This is a genomic window from Okeania sp., assembly GCF_983059655.1.
In genome coordinates this window covers 1-20,280 of sequence record NZ_CEZPJD010000051.1, presented here as the reverse complement: position 1 = coordinate 20,280, position 20,280 = coordinate 1, and the positions used below count along the sequence as shown (strand labels likewise).

At 34.1% G+C, this 20,280-nt stretch carries 18 protein-coding genes; 9 read left to right on the top strand and 9 right to left on the bottom strand.

Annotation, left to right across the window (positions count from 1 at the left end; all coding sequences use genetic code 11):
* The coding region (locus AC3DU7_RS05440) for an IS200/IS605 family accessory protein TnpB-related protein (RefSeq protein WP_488038336.1) at positions 1-475 on the bottom strand (475 nt) is incomplete at its 3' end.
* A complete protein-coding gene (locus tag AC3DU7_RS05435) occupies positions 438-1,049 on the bottom strand; it encodes a nuclease/transposase family protein (protein ID WP_488038335.1) in 612 nt (203 codons plus the stop codon). The genes AC3DU7_RS05440 and AC3DU7_RS05435, both read right to left, overlap by 38 nt.
* A 450-nt stretch (positions 1,050-1,499) precedes the next feature.
* Between AC3DU7_RS05435 and AC3DU7_RS05430 the strand changes: the two genes are divergently transcribed.
* Positions 1,500-1,952: a hypothetical protein gene (locus AC3DU7_RS05430; RefSeq protein WP_488038334.1), complete on the top strand. Its 453-nt coding sequence runs from the start codon at positions 1,500-1,502 to the stop codon at positions 1,950-1,952.
* A gap of 930 nt (positions 1,953-2,882) precedes the next feature.
* Here the strand turns inward: AC3DU7_RS05430 and AC3DU7_RS05425 are convergent.
* Positions 2,883-3,698: an acyl-CoA desaturase gene (locus AC3DU7_RS05425; RefSeq protein ID WP_488038333.1), complete on the bottom strand. Its 816-nt coding sequence runs from the start codon at positions 3,696-3,698 to the stop codon at positions 2,883-2,885.
* Positions 3,699-4,246: 548 nt separating this feature from the next.
* Here AC3DU7_RS05425 and AC3DU7_RS05420 point away from each other — a divergent pair.
* The 4 genes from AC3DU7_RS05420 (at position 4,247) to AC3DU7_RS05405 (ending at position 8,363) form a co-directional block, all read left to right on the top strand.
* Positions 4,247-5,476, top strand: coding sequence for a methionine gamma-lyase family protein (locus AC3DU7_RS05420; protein ID WP_488038332.1), 1,230 nt, complete (start codon positions 4,247-4,249; stop codon positions 5,474-5,476).
* 361 nt (positions 5,477-5,837) lie between these two features.
* The gene (locus AC3DU7_RS05415; RefSeq protein WP_488038331.1) at positions 5,838-6,359 is read left to right on the top strand and encodes a helix-turn-helix domain-containing protein; all 522 of its coding nucleotides are present in this window, start codon (positions 5,838-5,840) and stop codon (positions 6,357-6,359) included.
* Positions 6,349-7,074 carry an RNA-guided endonuclease InsQ/TnpB family protein gene (locus AC3DU7_RS05410; protein ID WP_488038330.1) on the top strand — a complete coding sequence of 242 codons (726 nt, stop codon included), beginning with the start codon at positions 6,349-6,351 and terminating at the stop codon, positions 7,072-7,074. The genes AC3DU7_RS05415 and AC3DU7_RS05410 overlap by 11 nt, the downstream gene beginning before the upstream one ends.
* A gap of 164 nt (positions 7,075-7,238) precedes the next feature.
* Positions 7,239-8,363 carry a hypothetical protein gene (locus AC3DU7_RS05405; RefSeq protein ID WP_488038329.1) on the top strand — a complete coding sequence of 375 codons (1,125 nt, stop codon included), beginning with the start codon at positions 7,239-7,241 and terminating at the stop codon, positions 8,361-8,363.
* 78 nt (positions 8,364-8,441) lie between these two features.
* Here AC3DU7_RS05405 and AC3DU7_RS05400 read toward each other — a convergent pair whose 3' ends face one another.
* From AC3DU7_RS05400 to AC3DU7_RS05385, 4 genes are all read right to left on the bottom strand, one after another.
* Positions 8,442-9,272, bottom strand: a complete 831-nt coding sequence (locus AC3DU7_RS05400) for an endonuclease/exonuclease/phosphatase family protein (protein WP_488038328.1) — start codon at positions 9,270-9,272, stop codon at positions 8,442-8,444.
* Between the two features lie 515 nt (positions 9,273-9,787).
* Positions 9,788-10,552, bottom strand: coding sequence for a glutathione S-transferase family protein (locus AC3DU7_RS05395; RefSeq protein WP_488038327.1), 765 nt, complete (start codon positions 10,550-10,552; stop codon positions 9,788-9,790).
* A 437-nt stretch (positions 10,553-10,989) separates the two neighbouring features.
* A complete protein-coding gene (locus AC3DU7_RS05390) occupies positions 10,990-11,304 on the bottom strand; it encodes a DUF3593 domain-containing protein (protein ID WP_488038326.1) in 315 nt (104 codons plus the stop codon).
* Between the two features lie 219 nt (positions 11,305-11,523).
* Complete coding sequence (locus tag AC3DU7_RS05385; protein ID WP_488038325.1) at positions 11,524-11,838, bottom strand: DUF2499 domain-containing protein; 315 nt, start codon at positions 11,836-11,838, stop codon at positions 11,524-11,526.
* A 253-nt stretch (positions 11,839-12,091) separates the two neighbouring features.
* Here AC3DU7_RS05385 and AC3DU7_RS05380 point away from each other — a divergent pair, with 253 nt between their 5' ends.
* The 3 genes from AC3DU7_RS05380 to csaB all read left to right on the top strand — a co-directional run bounded on the left by AC3DU7_RS05380 (position 12,092) and on the right by csaB (position 14,530).
* Positions 12,092-12,760, top strand: a complete 669-nt coding sequence (locus AC3DU7_RS05380; RefSeq protein ID WP_488038324.1) for a nuclease/transposase family protein — start codon at positions 12,092-12,094, stop codon at positions 12,758-12,760.
* 71 nt (positions 12,761-12,831) lie between these two features.
* Positions 12,832-13,239, top strand: a complete 408-nt coding sequence (locus AC3DU7_RS05375; protein ID WP_488038337.1) for an IS200/IS605 family accessory protein TnpB-related protein — start codon at positions 12,832-12,834, stop codon at positions 13,237-13,239.
* 253 nt (positions 13,240-13,492) lie between these two features.
* The gene (gene csaB, locus AC3DU7_RS05370; RefSeq protein ID WP_488038323.1) at positions 13,493-14,530 is read left to right on the top strand and encodes a polysaccharide pyruvyl transferase CsaB; all 1,038 of its coding nucleotides are present in this window, start codon (positions 13,493-13,495) and stop codon (positions 14,528-14,530) included.
* Positions 14,531-15,642: 1,112 nt separating this feature from the next.
* On the opposite strand, the gene AC3DU7_RS05365 is transcribed toward csaB, so the two are convergent.
* Positions 15,643-17,118, bottom strand: coding sequence for a class I SAM-dependent methyltransferase (locus AC3DU7_RS05365; RefSeq protein WP_488038322.1), 1,476 nt, complete (start codon positions 17,116-17,118; stop codon positions 15,643-15,645).
* Between the two features lie 586 nt (positions 17,119-17,704).
* On the opposite strand from AC3DU7_RS05365, the gene trmB reads away from it, so the two are divergent.
* Entirely contained in the window at positions 17,705-18,379 is a 675-nt protein-coding gene (trmB, locus tag AC3DU7_RS05360; protein WP_488038321.1) for a tRNA (guanosine(46)-N7)-methyltransferase TrmB, read from the top strand.
* A gap of 327 nt (positions 18,380-18,706) precedes the next feature.
* Here trmB and AC3DU7_RS05355 read toward each other — a convergent pair whose 3' ends face one another.
* On the bottom strand, positions 18,707-20,188 hold the full coding sequence (locus AC3DU7_RS05355; protein ID WP_488038320.1) for a dolichyl-phosphate-mannose--protein mannosyltransferase: 1,482 nt from the start codon (positions 20,186-20,188) through the stop codon (positions 18,707-18,709).
* Between the last annotated feature and the right edge of the window lie 92 nt (positions 20,189-20,280).

Here is a 20,280-nt window from a genome sequence, read left to right as displayed (position 1 = left end):
CGTTACAGTCTGCATTAATTAACCAATTATTACTACTTCTATACAAACCACGCTTGATTCTTTTCGGTGATGGTTTCCAATCATCGGGTTTTTCACCATAAATAGGCAGATCGTCACCATCTAAAAATGAAGCAATACTTGTATAACTTTCTTCTGTTTCTATAAATATTATTCCATATTCTTCACACAACTGAGCTATTCTTTCTTTCAGTCTAGCAGTGGGAATTGGTACAAATTCTGAATTATTTTTCTTTCCTAATTCTATTTGATTTTTCTGACCTTTATTCCAACCAAATACAATTGTACCAATATGATTTTTTAAACAATGATTAATTACTATTCTGGCTGCTTTATTTATACCGTCACGAATTTGGCGGTTACGCTTTTCTGTAATTGCAGCTAGTTTATTTGACCAAAATCCAGTCGGTTGATTTTCTTTAATAGTTGATATCTGTTTGTTGTACCAACGATTCATTGATTTGAGATGTTTCCCATCTACAACCCGTGCTAGTACCTACATTAGATACACAGGTCAACCAATTATTTAAACCATGGTCTATTCCTAAGACATTGTCTCGATCTAATTGAGGTTTAACTACTATTTCTTTTTCATAGATAAATTCCCAATAAAAACATCTGTTCCTCGGTAATAGTCTTAGTTCTTTGAGAGAAGCAAAGTTGAGATTGCTTGGTATGGGAATTAAGAAGCTATCTATTCCAAACCAGGGTTTACAGGTATTGCCTAATGGTACTCTAAGAAGATTACCTTTAAGTTTTAATGCTTGCTTGGGGTAACTAACTGTAGCCATTCCCCCTTTTTTTCTGTAGTTAGAAATCCTTGGTTTGTCTGAGATTTTTCCTTCTCTGTAGGCTTTAGTTAGACTATAATAAGACCTAAATGATTCCGCTACAGTTCTCAATATTTGTTGTGCTGCTTGGGAATATAAAACTTTGTAATGATAGTTGTGTTTATAGAGCTTTTCCAAGTCAAACTTGCCCAGAGTTTTGTCAGACTTAAAAAATAATTGCCGACCATAATATATGCCCATATTAGTTAGCTTGTGAGATTCTTCGCACAAGAATTTTAAGATAGCAATTAATTCAGAATTTTTATTTACTAAAACTTTCTGACAGGAGTACATTGGAAACGAGCAGACCGAAAAGTTATTGTCTATTATAGTAATAGTAACAGAGGACAACTAAAATTGTCTAGTCCAAACAACTCCCTTGTTTTCATGTCCCGGTTCAAACACGGGGGAACTCCAACGTCGCTTTTCGGTAAAATAAAGTACTTCGGATTAAAATCCGACGAGTTGCCTTTCATCCATCGCTTAAAAGACCATGGCTTTTATGCTCCCGTGTTATTTAGGTAATAAAAGTTAAATTTATCTATATAAATAGTTCAAACAACTTAATATTAGTAATTAAACTCCTTCCTTGTTTCTAGTTTCTTCTTACTTCTGCTATGAGTTAAAATTGGCATAATAGACCTATGCTGAATGTCATATCGTCTTTTTTCTATCGACGCTTTCAGTTCTACAATTACTTTGCGACCTCAAAAAGCTCTGAAAATAGATTTGAATGGAGAGTACCCTTGTCCATGTCGGCGTAGGGGCAACTTAATTCCAATAGCACTGACGGATGCCTTTGGCTGTAACCGCTGTCAGCAAATATTTGTTGTCAATGAAAGTGGCGATACTATTGAACAACTCTCCACTCACTACCCCTACAAACCAGCTTGGCGATGGACAGGTAAACATTGGAATCGTGCCTATTCTAATTGGAGGGCACATTATTTACCAATAGCTATAGTAATGATTTTAGTCCCATTAGTGATTTGGCTACCCCTGGCCTTACACTCTTCTGGTTCTAATATAGTGATTTGGGCACTGGTGGCAGTGGTTTTGGCTATGCTTCCTGCCTTGATTGTCTGGCTTGCTTATAGACGGTGAATTTGAGTAGGGAAGTGTTCAACAATTAATAATTAATAATTAATAATTAATAATTATCTCTTCTTTTCCAGAAGAGGATTGACTAAAAGGAAAATTTTTTCTTTTTTCTCCTTTAAAGGAGAGGCTTTAAGCCTTAATTATTTGGTAAACATAGGAGTAATTGGTATTCCTGCTAGCATAATAATATACAGAAAAAAGGAATACCCTTCAATAATTAATAATTAATAACTAATAATTACCTCTCCTTAAAAAGAAAAGGTAAGACTAAAAGGAAATTTTTTTCTTGTTTCTCCTTTAAAAGAGAGGCTTCAAACCTTAATTCTTCGGTCATGGGAGCAAGATGCTCCCACTGTTCTCGTAACAAAAATAATGACAATGCAGGACCATTACAATTCACCATCACCGAATAATTAACATGAACTGACTAATAATTATTGAAAAGGTTATTTTTTCTGTGTTAATTATTTAATAATTGAAGTGTCAACTAATTTTCTTAAGCAGGAGAGTAGATAGTAGGGAATGATGGGAAATTTTAGACATTTTCAAGAGAATCAAGAAGAGTATTTTTACAGCATATTCTAAGTATATAAAGTACAGATATTAACAATTAAATGTTTCTAGTACGGGAATTTTGCACACCATGGTTGTACTTCACTGACAAGGAATCTGCTGTATTACTAATTGATAAGACCTAAGAGCGCGCAGCACAGCGAAAAAAGATGAGACATTAAAGTAGAAAAGTAAGTAAGCATTTCCTACGAAATTCTTACAAAAATAACCCTATATGATGCTTTTCATATAGGGTGAAAAAATGAATTTAGGGCGTATAACAGTCGAAGGAAAGGTTAGGACAGTTCAAAAGTTTAAAACTAAGACAACATAAGATTTTTCCTTCTTACTTCTTACTTCTTCCTTCTTCCTTCTGCTATCCTATTTTGTTGCTAATTTCACATCAGTTGCTAAACCAAATACTTGTAATAATTGAATCATTATCCAAGTTGTATCAATTTCCCACCATTTCAAACCATGACGTGCAGAATACTGAAAAGCATGATGGTTATTGTGCCAACCTTCACCATAAGTTAATACGGCTACCCACCAACAGTTAGTAGAAGAATCACCAGAATCATAAGTACGATAACCAAACTTATGAGTGGCACTATTAACTAACCAAGTGCAGTGAAAAACAGCAACTATTCTAAAAAAAATACCCCAAACTACAAAAGGTAAACCTCCGATAAAGTAGAGCAAAATGCCGAAAGCAATTTGAATGGGAATAAAGTTTGCTTGCAGAAATTTATAAACAGGATCGTCTGCTATATCTTTTGTGTAGCGAGGAACTTCCGATCTGATTGGTAGGTTATGAAGCATCCAACCCATGTGACTCCACCAAAACCCACGATGGGAGTCATGGGGATCTTGTTCATTGTCTGAATGTAGATGATGAATGCGATGTAAGCCTACCCAATCACAAACTCCACCTTCACAGGCAAGTGTACCGCAAAAAACTAAAAAGTATTCTAGCCACTTGGGAGTTTTAAAACTACGGTGTGTCACCATGCGATGGAAGCCTAATGTAATACCTAGACCACCTGTAATCCAATGTAATAATAAGGCTAGGCCAACTGCAGTCCAACTAAAGTTACTGGGAAGTAGGGCAAACAAGGCTCCAATGTGCAGAAATGCCATAAAGCCTATGATGCTCCAATCAAGGGAAAGTTTTTCTGATGTTGTTGAAATTGTCATGAAAATCTCTAAGTTAAGAACTAAATAGCTCAAAAGGAGCTAGCTTAATCAAAGCAAGTTTATATGTTCGTATAGGATATGGAAAATATCTTAGTAATAACTACTTAATCTATATCTATATCTATTAATTCAGAAGCAGAAAGTTAAAAAATATTCTTATACCAAAATCCAGGGTATTGTTAAGTGTTTAAGTTTAAATTCCTAGCTAATAATACAGGATAATTTTTCTTAAACCAAGCTACTATAAATAAACTAAATAAATATAGTAAAATTTCTAAGATTTAGTAATTGACTCTGAAAATTCGATTAATAAAAAAAGTCAATTACTATCTTTAACATTGAGAAAAAACTGCTTTGTTTATTGATGTTTTTTACTTCAAAATTATTATGGCTTTTTGATGAAACTTTTTTCAAAAAAAAGCACAGCCTCAATATCTAAAATTAATTCTTTGTTGACAAAGAAATTTTAGATTTTATAGTAAATTTGAGTATTAACAAAAATTTACACTTCGTTAAGCATATCACAAATAAAACAAATTAAATAAAATATGAACAGTACTAAATATCTACAAACAGCAGAACAAGACCTATTTCCCATATTTTCCGATATTGATAGCTTAGTCAAGCAAAATCTCAGACGAGTTATAGATGCTTTTCGGGAGCATCGGGTAGGTGTCCATCATTTTGCAGGAGTTACTGGTTATGGCCATGACGATTTAGGGCGGGAAACTTTGGACAAGGTTTTTGCTCGGGTGATGGGGGCTGAGGCAGCAGCGGTAAGAGTCCAATTTGTTTCTGGAACTCATGCGATCGCTTGTGCTTTGTTTGGCACTCTTAGGCCAGGGGATGAAATGTTGTCTGTGGTGGGTTCTCCTTACGATACTTTGGAGGAGGTTATTGGTCTGAGGGAGGAAGGTCAAGGTTCTCTGAAAGATTTTGGCGTTAGTTATCGGGAATTGCCGTTAACTGAGACTGGTGCAATAGATTGGCGGGGGTTGGAGTCTGCTATTACTGAGAAAACTCGTCTGGCTTTGATTCAACGTTCTTGTGGTTATTCTTGGCGAGCTAGTTTGTCTATTGCAGATATTGAAAAAATTGTCAAGATAGTTAAAGAACAAAATCCTCGGACAGTTTGTTTTGTGGATAACTGTTATGGGGAGTTTATTGAGGAGCGGGAACCTCTTGTGGTGGGAGCTGATTTGGTGGCGGGGTCTTTGATTAAAAATCCTGGTGGTACTATAGTTCCGGCAGGTGGGTATGTGGCAGGTAGGGAAGATTTGGTGGAAGCTGCTGCTTGTCGGTTAACTGCTCCTGGTATTGGTAGTAGTGGTGGGGCAACTTTTGAGCAGAATAGGTTGTTGTTTCAAGGTTTATTTTTGGCACCTCAAATGGTGGGGGAGGCGATGAAGGGTAATCATTTGACGGCTTATGTTTTTGATAAGTTGGGTTATCCTGTTAATCCTCTTCCTTTTGAAAAACGACGGGATGTTATTCAGGGGATAAAGTTGGGTTCCCCGGAGAAGTTGATTGCTTTTTGTCGAGCTATTCAGCAATATTCGCCTGTGGGGTCTTATTTAGATCCGGTACCGGCGCCGATGCCTGGATATGAAAGTCAGTTGGTTATGGCAGGTGGCACTTTTATTGATGGGGCGACTTCGGAATTTTCGGCGGATGGTCCTTTGAGAGAACCTTATGTTGTGTTTTGTCAGGGGGGGACTCATTGGACTCATGTGGCGATCGCTCTGGAGGCGGCTATTGAGGCGGTAGGGTTTTTTTGAAGTCAGAAGTCAGAAGTTAGAAGTCAGAAGTTACAACGAAAGTCAAAAATAAAAAGTCAAAAGTCAAAAGTTAGAATTTTTTAATAGGGATTTGCAGCCTAATTTTGTCAGGATACAACGGAAAATCCTTTGGTGTGGCGATTTTTTTTCATTAGCTCTCAGAAAATGAAAATAGTAGATGATGTTTTTTTCCTTCTACTGCGTATAGAGAAATAGCTGTTTCATTTTATTCAGCTCTTAGGAAGCTGATTGCTAGTATCAATATATATGGCAATTTCCGGCAAGAGCTGACAGATATGATGGGGATTTTTTTGACTTAGGCCACAAAAAATATTTGACAATCTGCTTGGAGGTGATTTGATTGTACGCCAAAAAATTTGAATTAAAACTCAGTAATCAAGAGCGATCACTTATGGCTCAATGTGCTGGTTATGCTCGTTTCGTTTACAACTATGGCCTCAGTATGGTTAATGGAACTTCTGCCATGACCAAAGTTAACAAGCGTGGTCAGAAAGTTAGCTTGAGTGACACATTACGCATTTTAGAAGCTAAAAAAGTCTTTACTAACTATGTGAAAAAGCAACCAGAATATGCCTGGACAAATAATTATTCGTCTCGCATTTACCAAAGTGCTTTTCAACATCTAGGTGAAGCATTTAAACGGTATAAAGAACGAATCAGTAAGTATCCTAAGTTGAAAAGAAAAAAAGACAGACAATCTTTTACGGTTTATGACAGTAATGGAAAAGTTACAGTTAACCCTGGTAAGAAAATTAAAATACCAACATTAGGAACTTTTCGATTATGGGAATCAATTCCTTACACCACAGCAAGTCAGACTTTTACTATTAGTAGAACAGGGAAAAAATGGTTTGTTAGTTAAAGCAATTGAAGCTGAGAACTTGCCAGTTCATCCACTATTAGATAGACGTGTTCAAGAAACTTTTGGTATAGATGTTGGGGTCAAACAATTTGCAAGTATAGCAAACCAAAAAAAGGCGGACTCCGAAGTTTTCAGTCTCCCAGACTCTATTAAACTAGAGCAATTAAAAATTGCTAAGTTTCAATGGCGCAATAGGAATAAACAACTAGGAGGTAAAGGTAAACCACCTTCAAAAAATGCCATTAAATACTACAAAAAACTCGCGAAGTATCATGGTGGTATTGCTAATGTGCGTAGGGATTTCATAGAGAAAATTACTACAAAATTAGTGACTCAAATTAAGCACGTCTGCTTAGAGAGTTTAAATGTTAAAGGGATGATGAAAAATGGTAAGTTGGCAGCGTCTATAGCCCGCCAAGGATTTTATCAATTTAGGGAACGATTGACAACCAAAATCGTTGCTTCTGGTGGAACTATAGTGCTAGCTGACCAGTGGTTTCCGTCATCCAAAACTTGTCATAGTTGTGGTTGTATTAACCAAGAATTAAAGCTAAAAGACCGTATTTTTAACTGTCCTCACTGTGGAATGAGAATAGACCGGGACTTGAATGCGGCAATGGTGTTATCTCAGTATGGGGAAGTTAATCAAAAAAATAGGGTAGGCTGTACCCGAATTTACGCTTGTGAACTGGAAGAGGGCGGCCGACCAGGTTGAAGCAAGAAGCAAACATCTAAGACTTGCATTACCAGGTTTTACCTAGTTTTGCTGGAATTGTATAGGTATTGTACAGCAGGATGAAATTTTTCCTTCTATTGCGTATAGAGCAATGTTAAATGATTTCTATAATAGGTTTAGTTAATTGATAAGAGTTTATTCAAATGGATAATGAGAATCTAGAAATTCCAAATATTTCTATGGAGAGAAATAAGTCTTCAATTAGTCTGTCTGTAAATAGGGATGCTTTTACAGAATTCGTCGTTTCTCTGCTGGGTAAACCAGAGTCGGTTGAGGGATATATAGAAGGAGCATTTGAGATAGATTTTGGAGGATTTGAACAGCTTAATTACATAATTGATGACAGAATAACAAAGCAGAACCAGTCTGTGTTGGTAGAATTTAGAGCTAAGTTATTTTTCAATGATAATTCTTCACTTTCATTTAGTGGTATTAAGAGTTTTCAGGAATATAAAGAACAAAGAAGTTTGATTTGTACAGGTTTTATATTTACTTGGGTTTATCTTGTTGAGTTCCATGATAAAAAAGTTCCTGAAAGGCAGGAAATATCAGTATCCTCGATAGAGGAAGGTACTCCCTCTTCGGCAAAACCAGAAAGTAAAAAGGAGAAGTCAATTTCTCAGATATTCGATTTTGGCTTTGTAGATCAAATACCTAAAATTAGTTATTCTATTAGATGTACTAATCAAGGCTGGGGAATTGAAATTGCCGAGCTTGTCCGTAACTGCATTAAAGGTTTTGTCAAAACAGATGTGCCTTTTGCTGGCTTCAGGCGAAAGGTTATGGAAAGACCTATACTGCTTGTAATTCCTTCTTGTTATGCCTCTTTCTTGTTTTGCCTGCCTGCATTCTTGTGGATATATTCAGAGGGAAAGTTAATAAGTTGTTCGAGCTTTTCAAATAAAATAGATCAGTTTTTAGGAGGCAACATATCACTTGGTGAAAAAGTGGACTTTCTTATTAAATTTTTTAATACTTGTCGAGCATCGGATTTAACACAGTTTTTTATATCTTTTTCTGTTGCTTTCTTTTTGATCTTTTTCTCTTCTCTATTGTGCACATTAATTTTGATGTTAATTAAATTACCTACTTATCGTTTTGTTCTTTTTACCGAAGCATCAAAGAAGAAGCGATATAAATATTTTCGCAGGGTTAGCAATAGGAAAAATTTGTTGTGGATAGTTATAGTTGCAGGTTTCATTGTTGGAGTTTCTGCAAGTATTTTTGCAAGCTATCTTTTAGAATGGTTAGGTAATATTTTCGGCTAACCCTGTTTACTAAAATATTAGTTGTGAGAATAGTAAAATCTTCTACAAATAACCAACTACAAACCATAATAATTTCCGCTATTTTCTTAACACCAATTCCGCCACTAAAGGCAAATGATCTGAACCTGTAGTTGACAAAACTTCAGCAGATTTAGAAACCCAATGATTTGAATACCAAATATAGTCAATTCTAAACAGAGGATAATCCAATTTCCAGGTAGAATTGGGAATTAAAAAATCCAGACGCCAACCCGCAGGCCAAGTTAAACCAAAACCCATTCCTGATACTCGAAAAGAATCATTTAATACTTGTGTTAAATAATAGTAATCCTGAGATTGTTCGCTCATATTAAAATCACCCGCCACAATAACTGGCAAATTTTCTTTTTTTAGTCGTTCTATTAAGTCTTGAATTTCTAGCGATCGCTCATCAAATTCATAAACTGGAATTGTCAAGAAAGGTAAAATTTTCCGAAGTCGAATCCAAGGTGAAATTGTTTGAATATTATAGACAACTATTAGCTTTTCCTTAATTTTAATAATTGCTCGTTGTTGAACTTCTGAATGATCTGCTAAGTGTAGATTTTCCTGAAATTCTATAGGATATCTGCTGAGAATACCCGCTCTATAGCCTTTAATATCATCTGAAGTTTGATAAGGATATTCAGCTTTTAATTTAGGAAAGGATTTTGTAATATGATTTCTAGTAATTTCTTGTAACAATACAATGTCTGGTTTTTCTCGTTTGATTATTTCTACTAGGGTTTCCGTTTCAGTCTTATGCCAACTATTATTTAAGGAGAAAATTTTCAGAGGTTGAGTATTTGCTGCGGAAATAGTTTGAGGAGAAAAATATTGTGTATGTAACCAACCAATAAGCAGCAGACAAGCAATAGATGAAACTATCAAAAACCAAGGTTTTTTTATAATGAAAAATGCCGGGAGTGGCAGAATGAATATTGGAAAAAAAATCAAAGGGATAAAATTTCCAATTAAAGCTATTAGCCAGAATTTATCCCAGAATATTGGTCGGAGTATGAAGTAAATTAAAATTAATCCTGAATAACTATAGACAAATACTTTGGTAATTATTTGTAAAAGTAAGAAGAGATTCATTATGAAATGATTTGTGAAAAAAACTATAGAGGTTTGGTTTCCCAATCCCATTTTTGCCCTTGGTTTGGTCACCAAACCCCAATGCATAGCAATCAGAAATCAGATGTGAGAATTGAGGTGTTTTTTAAAAGTAGAGAATATAAAAATTCTTATGATTAAGAAGATACATTTTTTTCTTCTTCTCTGTTCCCTGTTCACCGTTCCCTGTTCCCTAAAAGTCTCTAATATCTCACAACTTAAATCATATTGCTATACTGTTAACCGATAACTGATAACTGAAATTAGGATTTACTGTTAACTGATAACTGTTAACTGAAATGACGCTCTTCTCGATATAAACGCAAACCATAATTTCCGGCGGGAGTTGCTTGTAACTCTTGAATTACTGTTGCCATTTTTGAAGGAAGTTGTGAGAGTGGTTGAGGTTTAAGAAAATGTTCTTGTGGCATTAATACAGGAGCAGATAGTGCTGCAAAAGTTAAATCTGCTGCGGAAAAATTATCTCCTACTAAATAAGAACGACCGTCAGATAATTGTTGATCAACTAAATCAAAAACTTCCTTAATTTCTGCCAGAGATTTTGCAGCATTTTCTGCTGTTAGCTGAAAATTTTTCTGCAACAAATTGGAGAAATAGGGAAAGGCAATAGCAAATCCAATTTGTTCAAACCAAGGAGTATTTGTACACCAACCTCTACGCATAGCTTGACGGTCTTTTGCCTTGTAAAAATATCCCCAATTTCTCACAGCAATAGCTAATTTTTCATCAAATAAATCTTCTAATTCCTCAACTTCTTTCCGTAATTTTGGAACATCTGGATATAATTTTTTATCTGCTGGAGCTATGCTACTCAGGTAATGCAAAATATCAGTCGAATCAACAAAATTACCATGATTTTCTGTAGCTAAAACTGGAACACTACTACCATCATATTTTAGAGTTGCAAATCGATGAAATAGAGGAACATGGGGTTCTTCTATGTAAGTAATATTTAGTCTGTCTAATGCCCAACGAGCTTTTTCACAGTAATGACTGATAGGAATAGTAATTAGACGATAATTTTGGGAGTTCATAAAATTTTTCCTTGTTGATTATTTCCAGAATAACTAACAAAAAATAGTTAAAAGTAACGAGATGTATGGCAATGGAAGTTAAAAATTAAAAGTCAAAAGTTAAAAGTCAGAAGTAAGATTTTATCGGCTCAAATTGGGAAAGTCAAAAGTTAAAAGTCAGAAGTAAGATTTTGTAGGCTTCAAAGTTTTAAGCTACAGTAATTTCAGGAAATTATTTAACTTAGGTATTTACCTGACTTCTGCTTGATAATTAGATTTACTAACGAATTTTCTCTTCTTCTTTCTTCCTCCTTCATTCTTTAAAAATCAGTTTTACCGAATAATTAAGGTAAAAATCTTCTCACTCGCTGTGGAGAAACAAGAAAAAATTTTCCTTTGATTCAATCCTCTTCCTTTTAGGGAGAGGTAATTATCAATTATCCATTATCAATTATCAATTATTGAACTTCTTCCTTTTTCCTTCTTTCCTCTTCCTTCTTTAAAACAGCTTCCCTAAAACCTAGCACTAATAAAATATTAGATAGTGTTAGAAATACTTCCGCACTACCATGTAACCAATCAATATTTGCTAAGGCTTCGCTATAAATTTGTTTAGCATAAATTCCAGCAGGAATAGTTACGCCCACAAATACTAAAGTGCCATAAAATCCAATTAAGGCTAAACGGGGTGTTTTGCCTGAACGAGTGAGAAACCAAAGAAAGCCTAAATAGGGAAATAGAGAAAGAGCAAATAGAGTATCTTTAGAAATCATATTTTTATAAGTAGTTGTGCTTTTATAAATTTTTTAGTTGAAAGAGAGAACAGGGAATAAGGAACAGGGAACAGAAAGTCAATTAGGATGTTTAATTAACTTTGCTTATGAACTTACCAGTTTCAAAAAATACTACTATATTAACCTTTTTTGTAGTTAGAAAAGACTTAGATTTTGCAGTTGCAGGAAAATAAAATAAAGAGTAAGTTTCCCTACTCCCTACTCCCTACTCCCTACTCCCTTTTTACTTTCTGAAAATATCCACCAAGCAGCAGCTAATAGAGTAAAATTTCCCAACAAAGTCATTGAAGCTTGAAGAGTAACTAACCATTCTAAATTTGGGTCATTATCAAAATAATGCCAAGTGCAGGCACACATCGCACTGACCAATGCAGGTAACATGGCAAAAGATAAACCATACCAGGCACGGTTATTAGTGACATTGCCATAGAGAGAAATAAACCAAATAGCAGCTATCCATTCAATAACGCTAGAAATATGAATAATCCAAGTAGGAATTGATAAAGCGTGCATATCCAAAAAATCTGAAAATTTAAGTATCAACTTTGGTATTATAAACGTTGTACATAAATATAGTCATACATAGTCAAATAATGTCAAATATCTTCGTTGATTTGTACAAAATATCTACTAAGTATTTGACAAAATTTAATAACTCTCGACCTGATGTTTAATGGTATAATGAAATTGGTACTTAATTAAAGACTAAATAACCATAAAAATTAATAAGTGTTCAAAGCATTTAGTAATTTTAACCCCTTGATTTATGAGATTAGTTGAGAGACATATTATTAAGAAAAATAATCGGTTTTATGCTGAAATTGACCGACTATGTTTCTTGTCTAAAAATCTCTATAACTATGCGAATTATTTAGTTCGTCAGTCTTTTATATTTGAAAATACTTATCGTCACTATTATGACCTGCAAAAAACACTTTCTACTCAAGTAGACTATAAAGCAATGCCAGCTAAAGTCTCTCAACAAATCTTGATGATAATAGATCGAAACTGGAAGAGTTTTTTAGCAGCGAATGAAGTTTATAAACAGAACCCATCAAAGTTTAGAGCTGCGCCTCGTCTTCCTAGATATAAAAATAAAATAACGGGAAGAAATATTGTAGTTTATACAAAACAAGCCATCAGCAAGAAGCAACTTAAACAAGGAATTATTAATCCTTCTCGAACAGGGATATATCTAAAAACCCTAGTACCTGCTTCACAAATTAAACAAGTTCGTCTTGTTCCTAGACTTAACCATTATGTAATTGAGGTAATCTATAAAACCACTAAAAAACAATATGAGCTAGAGGAAAATCGTTGTGCCAGTATTGATATTGGATTAAACAATTTAGCTACATTAACTTTTAATCAAGCCGGAATTAAACCCAAGAGTGATAAATGGCAGACCGTTAAAATCTATAAATCAATACTATAATAAAGTTAAGAGCTTTCTACAATCTCAACTTCGGGAAAATCAATCAAGTCTGAGACTGAAAAAACTTTGTAATCAAAGAGAATTTAAAATCAACGATTATCTTGCGTATTGCATCTCGTTTGATTATTAATACCCTGATTAATGAGAAAATAGGAACATTGATAATAGGGCACAATGAAGAGTGGAAGCAGAAGCTCAACTTAGGGAAAAGAAACAATCAAAATTTTGTATGTGTGCCCTATAACAGGTTAATCGAAATGTTATCTTATAAAGCCCAGATGGTAGGGATATATGTAATTATTACAGAAGAATCTTATACTTCCGCATCAAGTTTTCTAGATAATGATTTGATTCCAGTGTACAAGAAAGGCCAAAAAAATCAAGTCACTTTTTCAGGAAAAAGAATAAAGCGATGCAGCGCGGTCTTGGGGGTTTCCCCCATGAGCGACTGCATCAAGACAAAGAGGTTTGTATTGTAGCGCTAGCAAAGGGTTAATCAATGCTGATGTGAACGGTTCTCTGAACATAATGAGAAAAGCAGTCCCAAATGTCTTTGACCATGGGATAGAGGAGCCAGTGCGTTGGGCGGGTCCCCCGACTTGAAGCAACTGGCGTGGTGTTGTAGTTCACCCAGTCAGGGTAACGCCTGCAAAATAAGGATTAGTCATATTTGACTATATTTTTATCAACTATTCTATAAGGTTATATCAAAAGAGAAAATTACTCAGGCAAATGCGGGCAATTTTATGTGGTTACTACGGAAAAGGTAATAGTGGAGATGAGGCATTATTAGCATCTTTGTTGCAGATGTTGCCCAATAATATTCAACCTTATGTTTTGTCTGGCAACCCTATCGAAACTCAAAAACAATATCAAGTCGAAGCAGGCGATCGCCTCAATACTTTTACTATTCTCCAGGCCATGAAACGTTCGGATATATTTATCTGGGGGGGTGGAAGTCTGATTCAAGATGCTACAAGTATTGCTAGTCCTTTTTATTATGCCGGACTAATGGGAATTGCTCAAAAAATGGGCTTAAAAACAATTGCCTGGGCACAGGGTATTGGGCCTTTACATCATCAAACTACTCAATTTTTGGCAAAGCAATGTTTCAAAGGTTGTACTGCAGTTAGTGTCAGGGATGCCAATTCGGCAAAAATAGTTGCTAAGTGGGATATTCCTTTTACTTTAGCTCCTGACCCAGTTTGGGCCTTAGAAGGTTCTTCTGTCCCCGGTCTTTGGGATTTACCTGCGCCGAGAGTAGCGGTTTGTTTGAGACCTCACCCACAACTTACTCCGGCACGTTTAGCAATTTTAACTCAGGCTTTGGTTTCTTTTCAAAAGGCAACTAAAGCGTTTATTTTGTTGTTGCCTTTTCAACCGATAAAGGATTTAAAAATTGCTGAATCTATTCATCAAAAATTACCTAATCATAGCAAGATTTTAAGTATAGAAGACCCTAGAGTTTTGAAGGGAGTTTTTCGGGGTGTGGAAATGGTAATAGGTATGCGTTTCCACAGTTTAATTATGGGTTCTGCGGAGGAATGTCGTTGTTTTGCTATTAGTTACGATCCGAAAGTTAGTCAGTTAATGACTGAGTTGGAAATTCCTGGATGGGAGTTAGCTGAATTGCCGGAAGATGCAAATTTAATTAGTAAGATGTGGATTGAAAATTATGCAAATGGAGATGCTTTATTTCCAGAAAGAATAGATTTTTTGAGGGAGCGATCGCTAATTCATCAAGAGGTATTATCTTCAATTAATAATTAACAATTAATAATTAATAATTATTGCTCTGCTGATTAAATATCAAAGCATTGACAGATAAAGGTTTTAGCCTTTTTGTTGCGAAAAAAGTGTCAGCTTTTAGCTCCGAGTTGCCCAAAATACTCACATTTTGAGCAGACAAGGGCAGAAAAATTGAGCGACAATTCTTTCGACTGCCTTTCCTGTAATACAATTTCTTAAAAACTTTTCTACATTTTGTTGAGCAGGGGAGTGGGGGAGAATTCATTAATGGATAATTGATAATTGATAATTACCTCTGGTTAAAACCGAGAAGATTTAATATAAGGAATATTGTCTTTTTTTTCCTTTAAAAGGGGAGGTTTTAGACCTGAATTATTCAATTATTAATTATTAATTATCGGTAATAATAATTAACATTAACTGGGCTATTTTTAGCAAAAAACTGATTATAACTATTTTGATTAATTAATAACTGAAGTTTTACCCAACTATAGCGTTACTTTTAGGAATTGGTATAATTCCCATTCATTCTGACTCCTGACTCCTACCCTCCACAAAAAGACTTTTTCAGCAAACACTAATTCATAATTACCTCTTATTATAAAGAAGAGAGAAGAGGATTGAGTAAAATAATTTTTTTTCTTTTTTCTCCATGAATAGAGATGCTTTATACCTTAATTTTTCGGTAAAAGGAGTAGGTCATTTCAGTTATCAGCACCTTTGCAATAAGAAGGCAAGAAAATACGGAATTATCTTTTATCCTCTTAAAAGGGGAGGCTTTATACCACGATTTTTCAGTAATACCATTACGGTTGCATGACTGCAAAAATCTGGAAAAACTTCCACAATAATTATTGCTCTGCTGATTAAATATCAAAGCATTGACTGATATTGGTTGTAGCATTTTTTTAGACAAAAGAATGTCTACTTTTCCGTGGAAAAAGCTCAAAAATTTAGTATTTTAGGACGATTATGGCAGACAAATTAAGAAACAATTATGAACGACTACCTCCTCTATAATTCCCATTTATCCTGATTTTTCACTACTCCCTACTCCCTACTCCCTACTCCCTACTAAAAGAATTTTTCAGCAAACACTAAGTAGATAGAAGTCGTGCATTTTCAAGTCTGAATTATGATTCTTGATTTATCATTTTATTTTGTTTAGTAAATAGAACGTTAAATACATGAGATGTTTGATAATACTTACCGATAGGTAGCTTAACTAGCTGATTAATTTCGTCTGAGGTAATTAAATAAGTTTCATATTTTAAGGAATCCATAAATTCTCTCAATTCTTTTTCATTAGTTCCCATTTGTTGTAATCCAAATCTGTTAATTTCACAAATAATATAGGGAATGTCATATTGGGAAAATGTATTTACTGCTCCTTTAATTACATCAAGCTCTGCTCCTTCAGTGTCAATTTTAATTATTTTTATCTGACCAATATCTTTTTGCTGACTTAAAATATTATCAAGTGTAGATTGTTGAATATTTTGCATTGTTTGATTAGCCAAACTTTTTTGATTAAATAGATGTTTACCTACATCCCACAAAGCATGACCGCCATCGTTATCTTGATTGAAAAATAGTTGTGTTTGTTTCGTTTCTGAGCTAACAGCAAGATTAAATAAGCTAATATTATTTAGATTGTTGAGACTAATATTCTCTAAGATTTTTTGATAATTTGATAATTCTGGCTCAAAAGCAAAAACTTTACCTTCGATGCCTACTATTTTTGCAGCTAAAACAGAATAATATCCAATATGAGCGCCAATATCAATAAAACAGTCACCATTTTGTAGAAATTTGCGAATTAATTGGAAAATTTCAGATTCATAAGCTCGCCCTTTTTGAACAGAGTCAAGCATCAATTTTTGAGTAAATTTATTAGAATCTAGGGAGAGCTTTATTTCTTGTTGTTCAGAATTAGATTGCCATTGAATATTGATAATTTTAGTAGAATTTTCTGGAGTTATAGTCGAACTATTTTTCCTCTGAATCATTGCCCAATAGATATCTGGACCTGCAGGCACATTAAATTTAATATCTAATACCTGTAAAATCTCAAACCCTGTTCTTTTAATTAAATCTAACCACATAGTTTTTCCCAATACACTGTAGTGGTTTTTATTAGTTTGATGTTGGCAACTTGTATCAGGATCAGGTACTTCTAAATATAGATAACCTTCGGGTTTAATAACTCTATAAATTTCCTGTAAAGTAAAATATGGAAAAATACTATATTCTAAACAATGTCTGCACCAAACAAAGTCAAAATAGTTATCTTCAAATTCTAGAAAAGATTGATCCATTTCATAAACTTGATAACCTTTTTGTTGGCAAATAGCTACATCTTCACTATTTAGAGTAATTCCAATTGGTGAAAAATCATGTTTTTTAAATATTTCTAAAGCGACACCTTGACCACAAGCAATATCTAATATTTTGGCTGCTGGTGGTAAAGATATTTGCTTTAGACATACATTAAACATTTGCTCAGTTATTTGATTATGAAGTTTGGTTGGAGGTTCGGGATAGGTATCATTTTTAATTTTTTCTAGAAAGTTCTCAATTTTTTTTATTTGTGATGAATTTAGTTTCATAATATATATAGCAATCCTATTTGATTTGTGTCAAAAATATTTTTTTGAGGGAATAGGGAACAGGGAACAGGGAACAGGTAAGAGTTTCAGTTTTTTTATCTACTTTTTGATTTGTCGCAACCTCTGCGCGGATTGCTATAGGTATTCAACAATTAATAATTAATTATTACCTGTCATTGAAAAGAAGAGGATTGACGAGATAGGGAAAATTTTTTCTTTGTACGAATATCTGCTTAAGAATATAGTAGAAATTAAATGAACGCTTGCTTTATTCATTAGACATATCCATTAACAAAGTCAGAATCAGAAGTTAAGCTACCCCCGCCCTAACCCACCCCTGCCCCTCCCAGGAGAGGAGCCAGGAGGAGAAGTAGAGGATGCGTGAGCAACTCTCCAAAAATATTGCGCCTTCAAAGGGGGGGGTTTTATACCCATATTATTTTGATAATAAAAGATTAAATCAATTATCGCACAGCAATTATCAATTCTTTCTCCCTACTGCCTACTGTCTACTCCCTATCTGAATTAGTGATAAAAAATTACATAATTATCGTATAATTATAACGCAAAAATAGAGGTATAAATCTTGGCAAGAGTCAGAGTCAGACAGCACGTTAATCCTTTCTCTAGTAAATATCAAGAGTCAGTAACTCTACCAAATTTTAGTAATATTTATTCTGATTTGAATAAACCATTACATTTAGATATTGGCTGTGGTCGGGGTAAATTTTTATGGCAGATGGCACAGACAGAACCTGAGTGGAATTTTCTAGGTTTGGAAATTCGGGAACCATTAGTTATAGAGGCTAATAATTTGCTAAATGAACAGGGTTTTAATAACTTGCACTATTTCTTTTGCAATGCCAATATTTCTCTGGAAAAAATATTACAATCTTTGCCAGAAGGAATATTACAAAGAGTCTCTATTTTATTTCCCGATCCTTGGTTTAAAAGACGTCATCAAATACGCAGAGTTGTACAACCAAAGTTAGTCGAAGATTTAGCAAATTATTTAACAGTTGGAGGAAAAGTTTTTCTTCATTCTGATGTAGAGAAAGTGGCAATAGAAATGTGTAAACGCTTCTCTGTTCATAATTTATTTTATCGAAGTTCTGATGATTGGTTGACTGAAAATATTTTGCCAGTATTATCAGAAAGAGAAATTGCTACTTTAGCTAAAAATAAACCTGTGTATAGAGCATTATTTGAGAAGATAGTGCCGCTCGGAAGTCAAAATTCAAAAGTCAAAAGTCAAAAGTAAGAAGTAAGAAGTAAGAAGTAAATTATAGTTGTCAATAGGAGTTAAGGATTAAGTAGGGCTTGCTGATTAAATATCAAAGCATTGACTGATATTGGTTTTAGCATTTTTTGATCTAAAAAAGTGTCAGCTTTTCAGTGGCAAGAGCTGCAAAAAGCTAACTTTTTGAGCATTTTAGACTGAAAACTTGCGCACTTTTTTCGACCTAAAAATTCTAAAACCTTTGTCTATAAATGCTTTGATATTTAATCAGCAAGCCCTAACTAATAAAATTTGGGAAACTAATTTCCTGATATTCGCAACCTAAAACCTAACACCTAAAACCTAATATTATATCCAAGAACGAAACCACATCCTCATCTGCCAATTTTGCGGAGATATAGGTAATCCTAAATAAACAGGCATCCAAAAAATAAAAGCAGATAAAATGAGAAAAATAACTGTAACTCCTATTACTCTCAGATGAACTTGTCTATTATTTAACCACCTATCAATCCACCAAGCAAGTGCCAAAATAGCAAACACAGCAGCACCCATATAATGATAGATAAAAGTACAACGAGTAACTTTTGACCAAGGTAAAAAATTTGCTAACCAATTTAATAATAAATATAGTAAAAACCACATTTCTGAGGCAGGAATAAATTTCACTTTTGCCTTAGTGACAATTTTATTACGTCTAGCTTTTCGTTTTTTTTCCCAATCTGATACGCGGTTAATTAATATTAATACTAAGGATAAAATTGCTACTGCTGATAACCACCAAAGAGCGGGATTTCCCATGGCATGAACATCGTAAATTAGTGGATTAACTTTTGGATTTCCAATATCTGAAGGTAATGGTGGTAAAGAAGGTTCAGGTTTATCTAATAACCCTGTATTTTTATAGAAATAAACTACAGGTCTGAGCATCAATGGCCAAGTCAACCATTGAGCACAATAAGGATGAATGTCTGGTCCACTACCAATTCTTTGATGATAGCTGAAAATTTGTTTTTGCATTTCCAGAAATCCATATTTCGGATTGAGAATAACGTGGGGAATCCAGAGTAAACTGTAGGTTATTATAGGAATAAAAAATAAGTTTAAAGTAAATTGAACCAGATTTAGTTGAGTTAAATTTCGCAAAGGAGATATAAAATCAGACTTTTTGGGGGGTGCTAAAAATTCAATCACCCAGGCAAATATCCAGAGTAAATAAATACTGAGTAAAAATCCTAAACCATTCCATTTTATTGCAGCACTTGCACCAAAATTTATTCCGGCTAAAGCCAACCAAATTTTTTGCTTCAATTGCCAATCTTGCAAAGCAATAATTAAACATAACTGACCTAACAATCCAAAAATTACTAGATAAATATTATTTAAGGCGTAGCGAGATTCAACTAAAAATAATCCATCTAAAGCAATGAGTAAAGCAGCAATAAAACCATAACTTTGACGGCGAGTTAATTGATAAGCGATCGCTCCTACTACTACTGGAATAAATGAACCAGTTAAAGCATTTACCCACCGATAAGTCCAAGGAGCTAAAGTAGAACCTGTTTCATTATTCACTATTTCTTGTCCGAACGGCAGATGAGAACCTATCCAAATACTAATAGCAATAATATATTGACTGAGTGGAGGGTGGGCATTAAAAAAATCAGTTTTAGTTAGGTAGTTATTGGCAAATTTAGCATAATAAACTTCGTCAAAAACTAGAGTGTTAAAACGACCTAATTGCCAGAATCTGAGCATGATTGAAAATACAAATATACTCGCCATGCCAACAATAAACCATCTAGATGATTTACGAGATATTAGTTGCATAAATAGAATAAAATTTAGAGTGTTTTTATTTTAGTATAAAGACATAAAAAACAGCCCTAAAGTGAGAACAAGTAGGGCTGTTGTTGTATAAA

Bases quoted from the DNA above. Each gene is read 5' to 3' on its own strand.
- AC3DU7_RS05435 (WP_488038335.1), bottom strand. From the start codon at position 1,049: ATGGGCATATATTATGGTCGGCAATTATTTTTTAAGTCTGACAAAACT.
- AC3DU7_RS05430 (WP_488038334.1), top strand. From the start codon at position 1,500: ATGTCATATCGTCTTTTTTCTATCGACGCTTTCAGTTCTACAATTACT.
- AC3DU7_RS05425 (WP_488038333.1), bottom strand. From the start codon at position 3,698: ATGACAATTTCAACAACATCAGAAAAACTTTCCCTTGATTGGAGCATC.
- AC3DU7_RS05420 (WP_488038332.1), top strand. From the start codon at position 4,247: ATGAACAGTACTAAATATCTACAAACAGCAGAACAAGACCTATTTCCC.
- AC3DU7_RS05405 (WP_488038329.1), top strand. From the start codon at position 7,239: ATGGATAATGAGAATCTAGAAATTCCAAATATTTCTATGGAGAGAAAT.
- AC3DU7_RS05395 (WP_488038327.1), bottom strand. From the start codon at position 10,552: ATGAACTCCCAAAATTATCGTCTAATTACTATTCCTATCAGTCATTAC.
- AC3DU7_RS05390 (WP_488038326.1), bottom strand. From the start codon at position 11,304: ATGATTTCTAAAGATACTCTATTTGCTCTTTCTCTATTTCCCTATTTA.
- AC3DU7_RS05385 (WP_488038325.1), bottom strand. From the start codon at position 11,838: ATGCACGCTTTATCAATTCCTACTTGGATTATTCATATTTCTAGCGTT.
- AC3DU7_RS05380 (WP_488038324.1), top strand. From the start codon at position 12,092: ATGAGATTAGTTGAGAGACATATTATTAAGAAAAATAATCGGTTTTAT.
- csaB (WP_488038323.1), top strand. From the start codon at position 13,493: ATGCGGGCAATTTTATGTGGTTACTACGGAAAAGGTAATAGTGGAGAT.
- AC3DU7_RS05365 (WP_488038322.1), bottom strand. From the start codon at position 17,118: ATGAAACTAAATTCATCACAAATAAAAAAAATTGAGAACTTTCTAGAA.
- AC3DU7_RS05355 (WP_488038320.1), bottom strand. From the start codon at position 20,188: ATGCAACTAATATCTCGTAAATCATCTAGATGGTTTATTGTTGGCATG.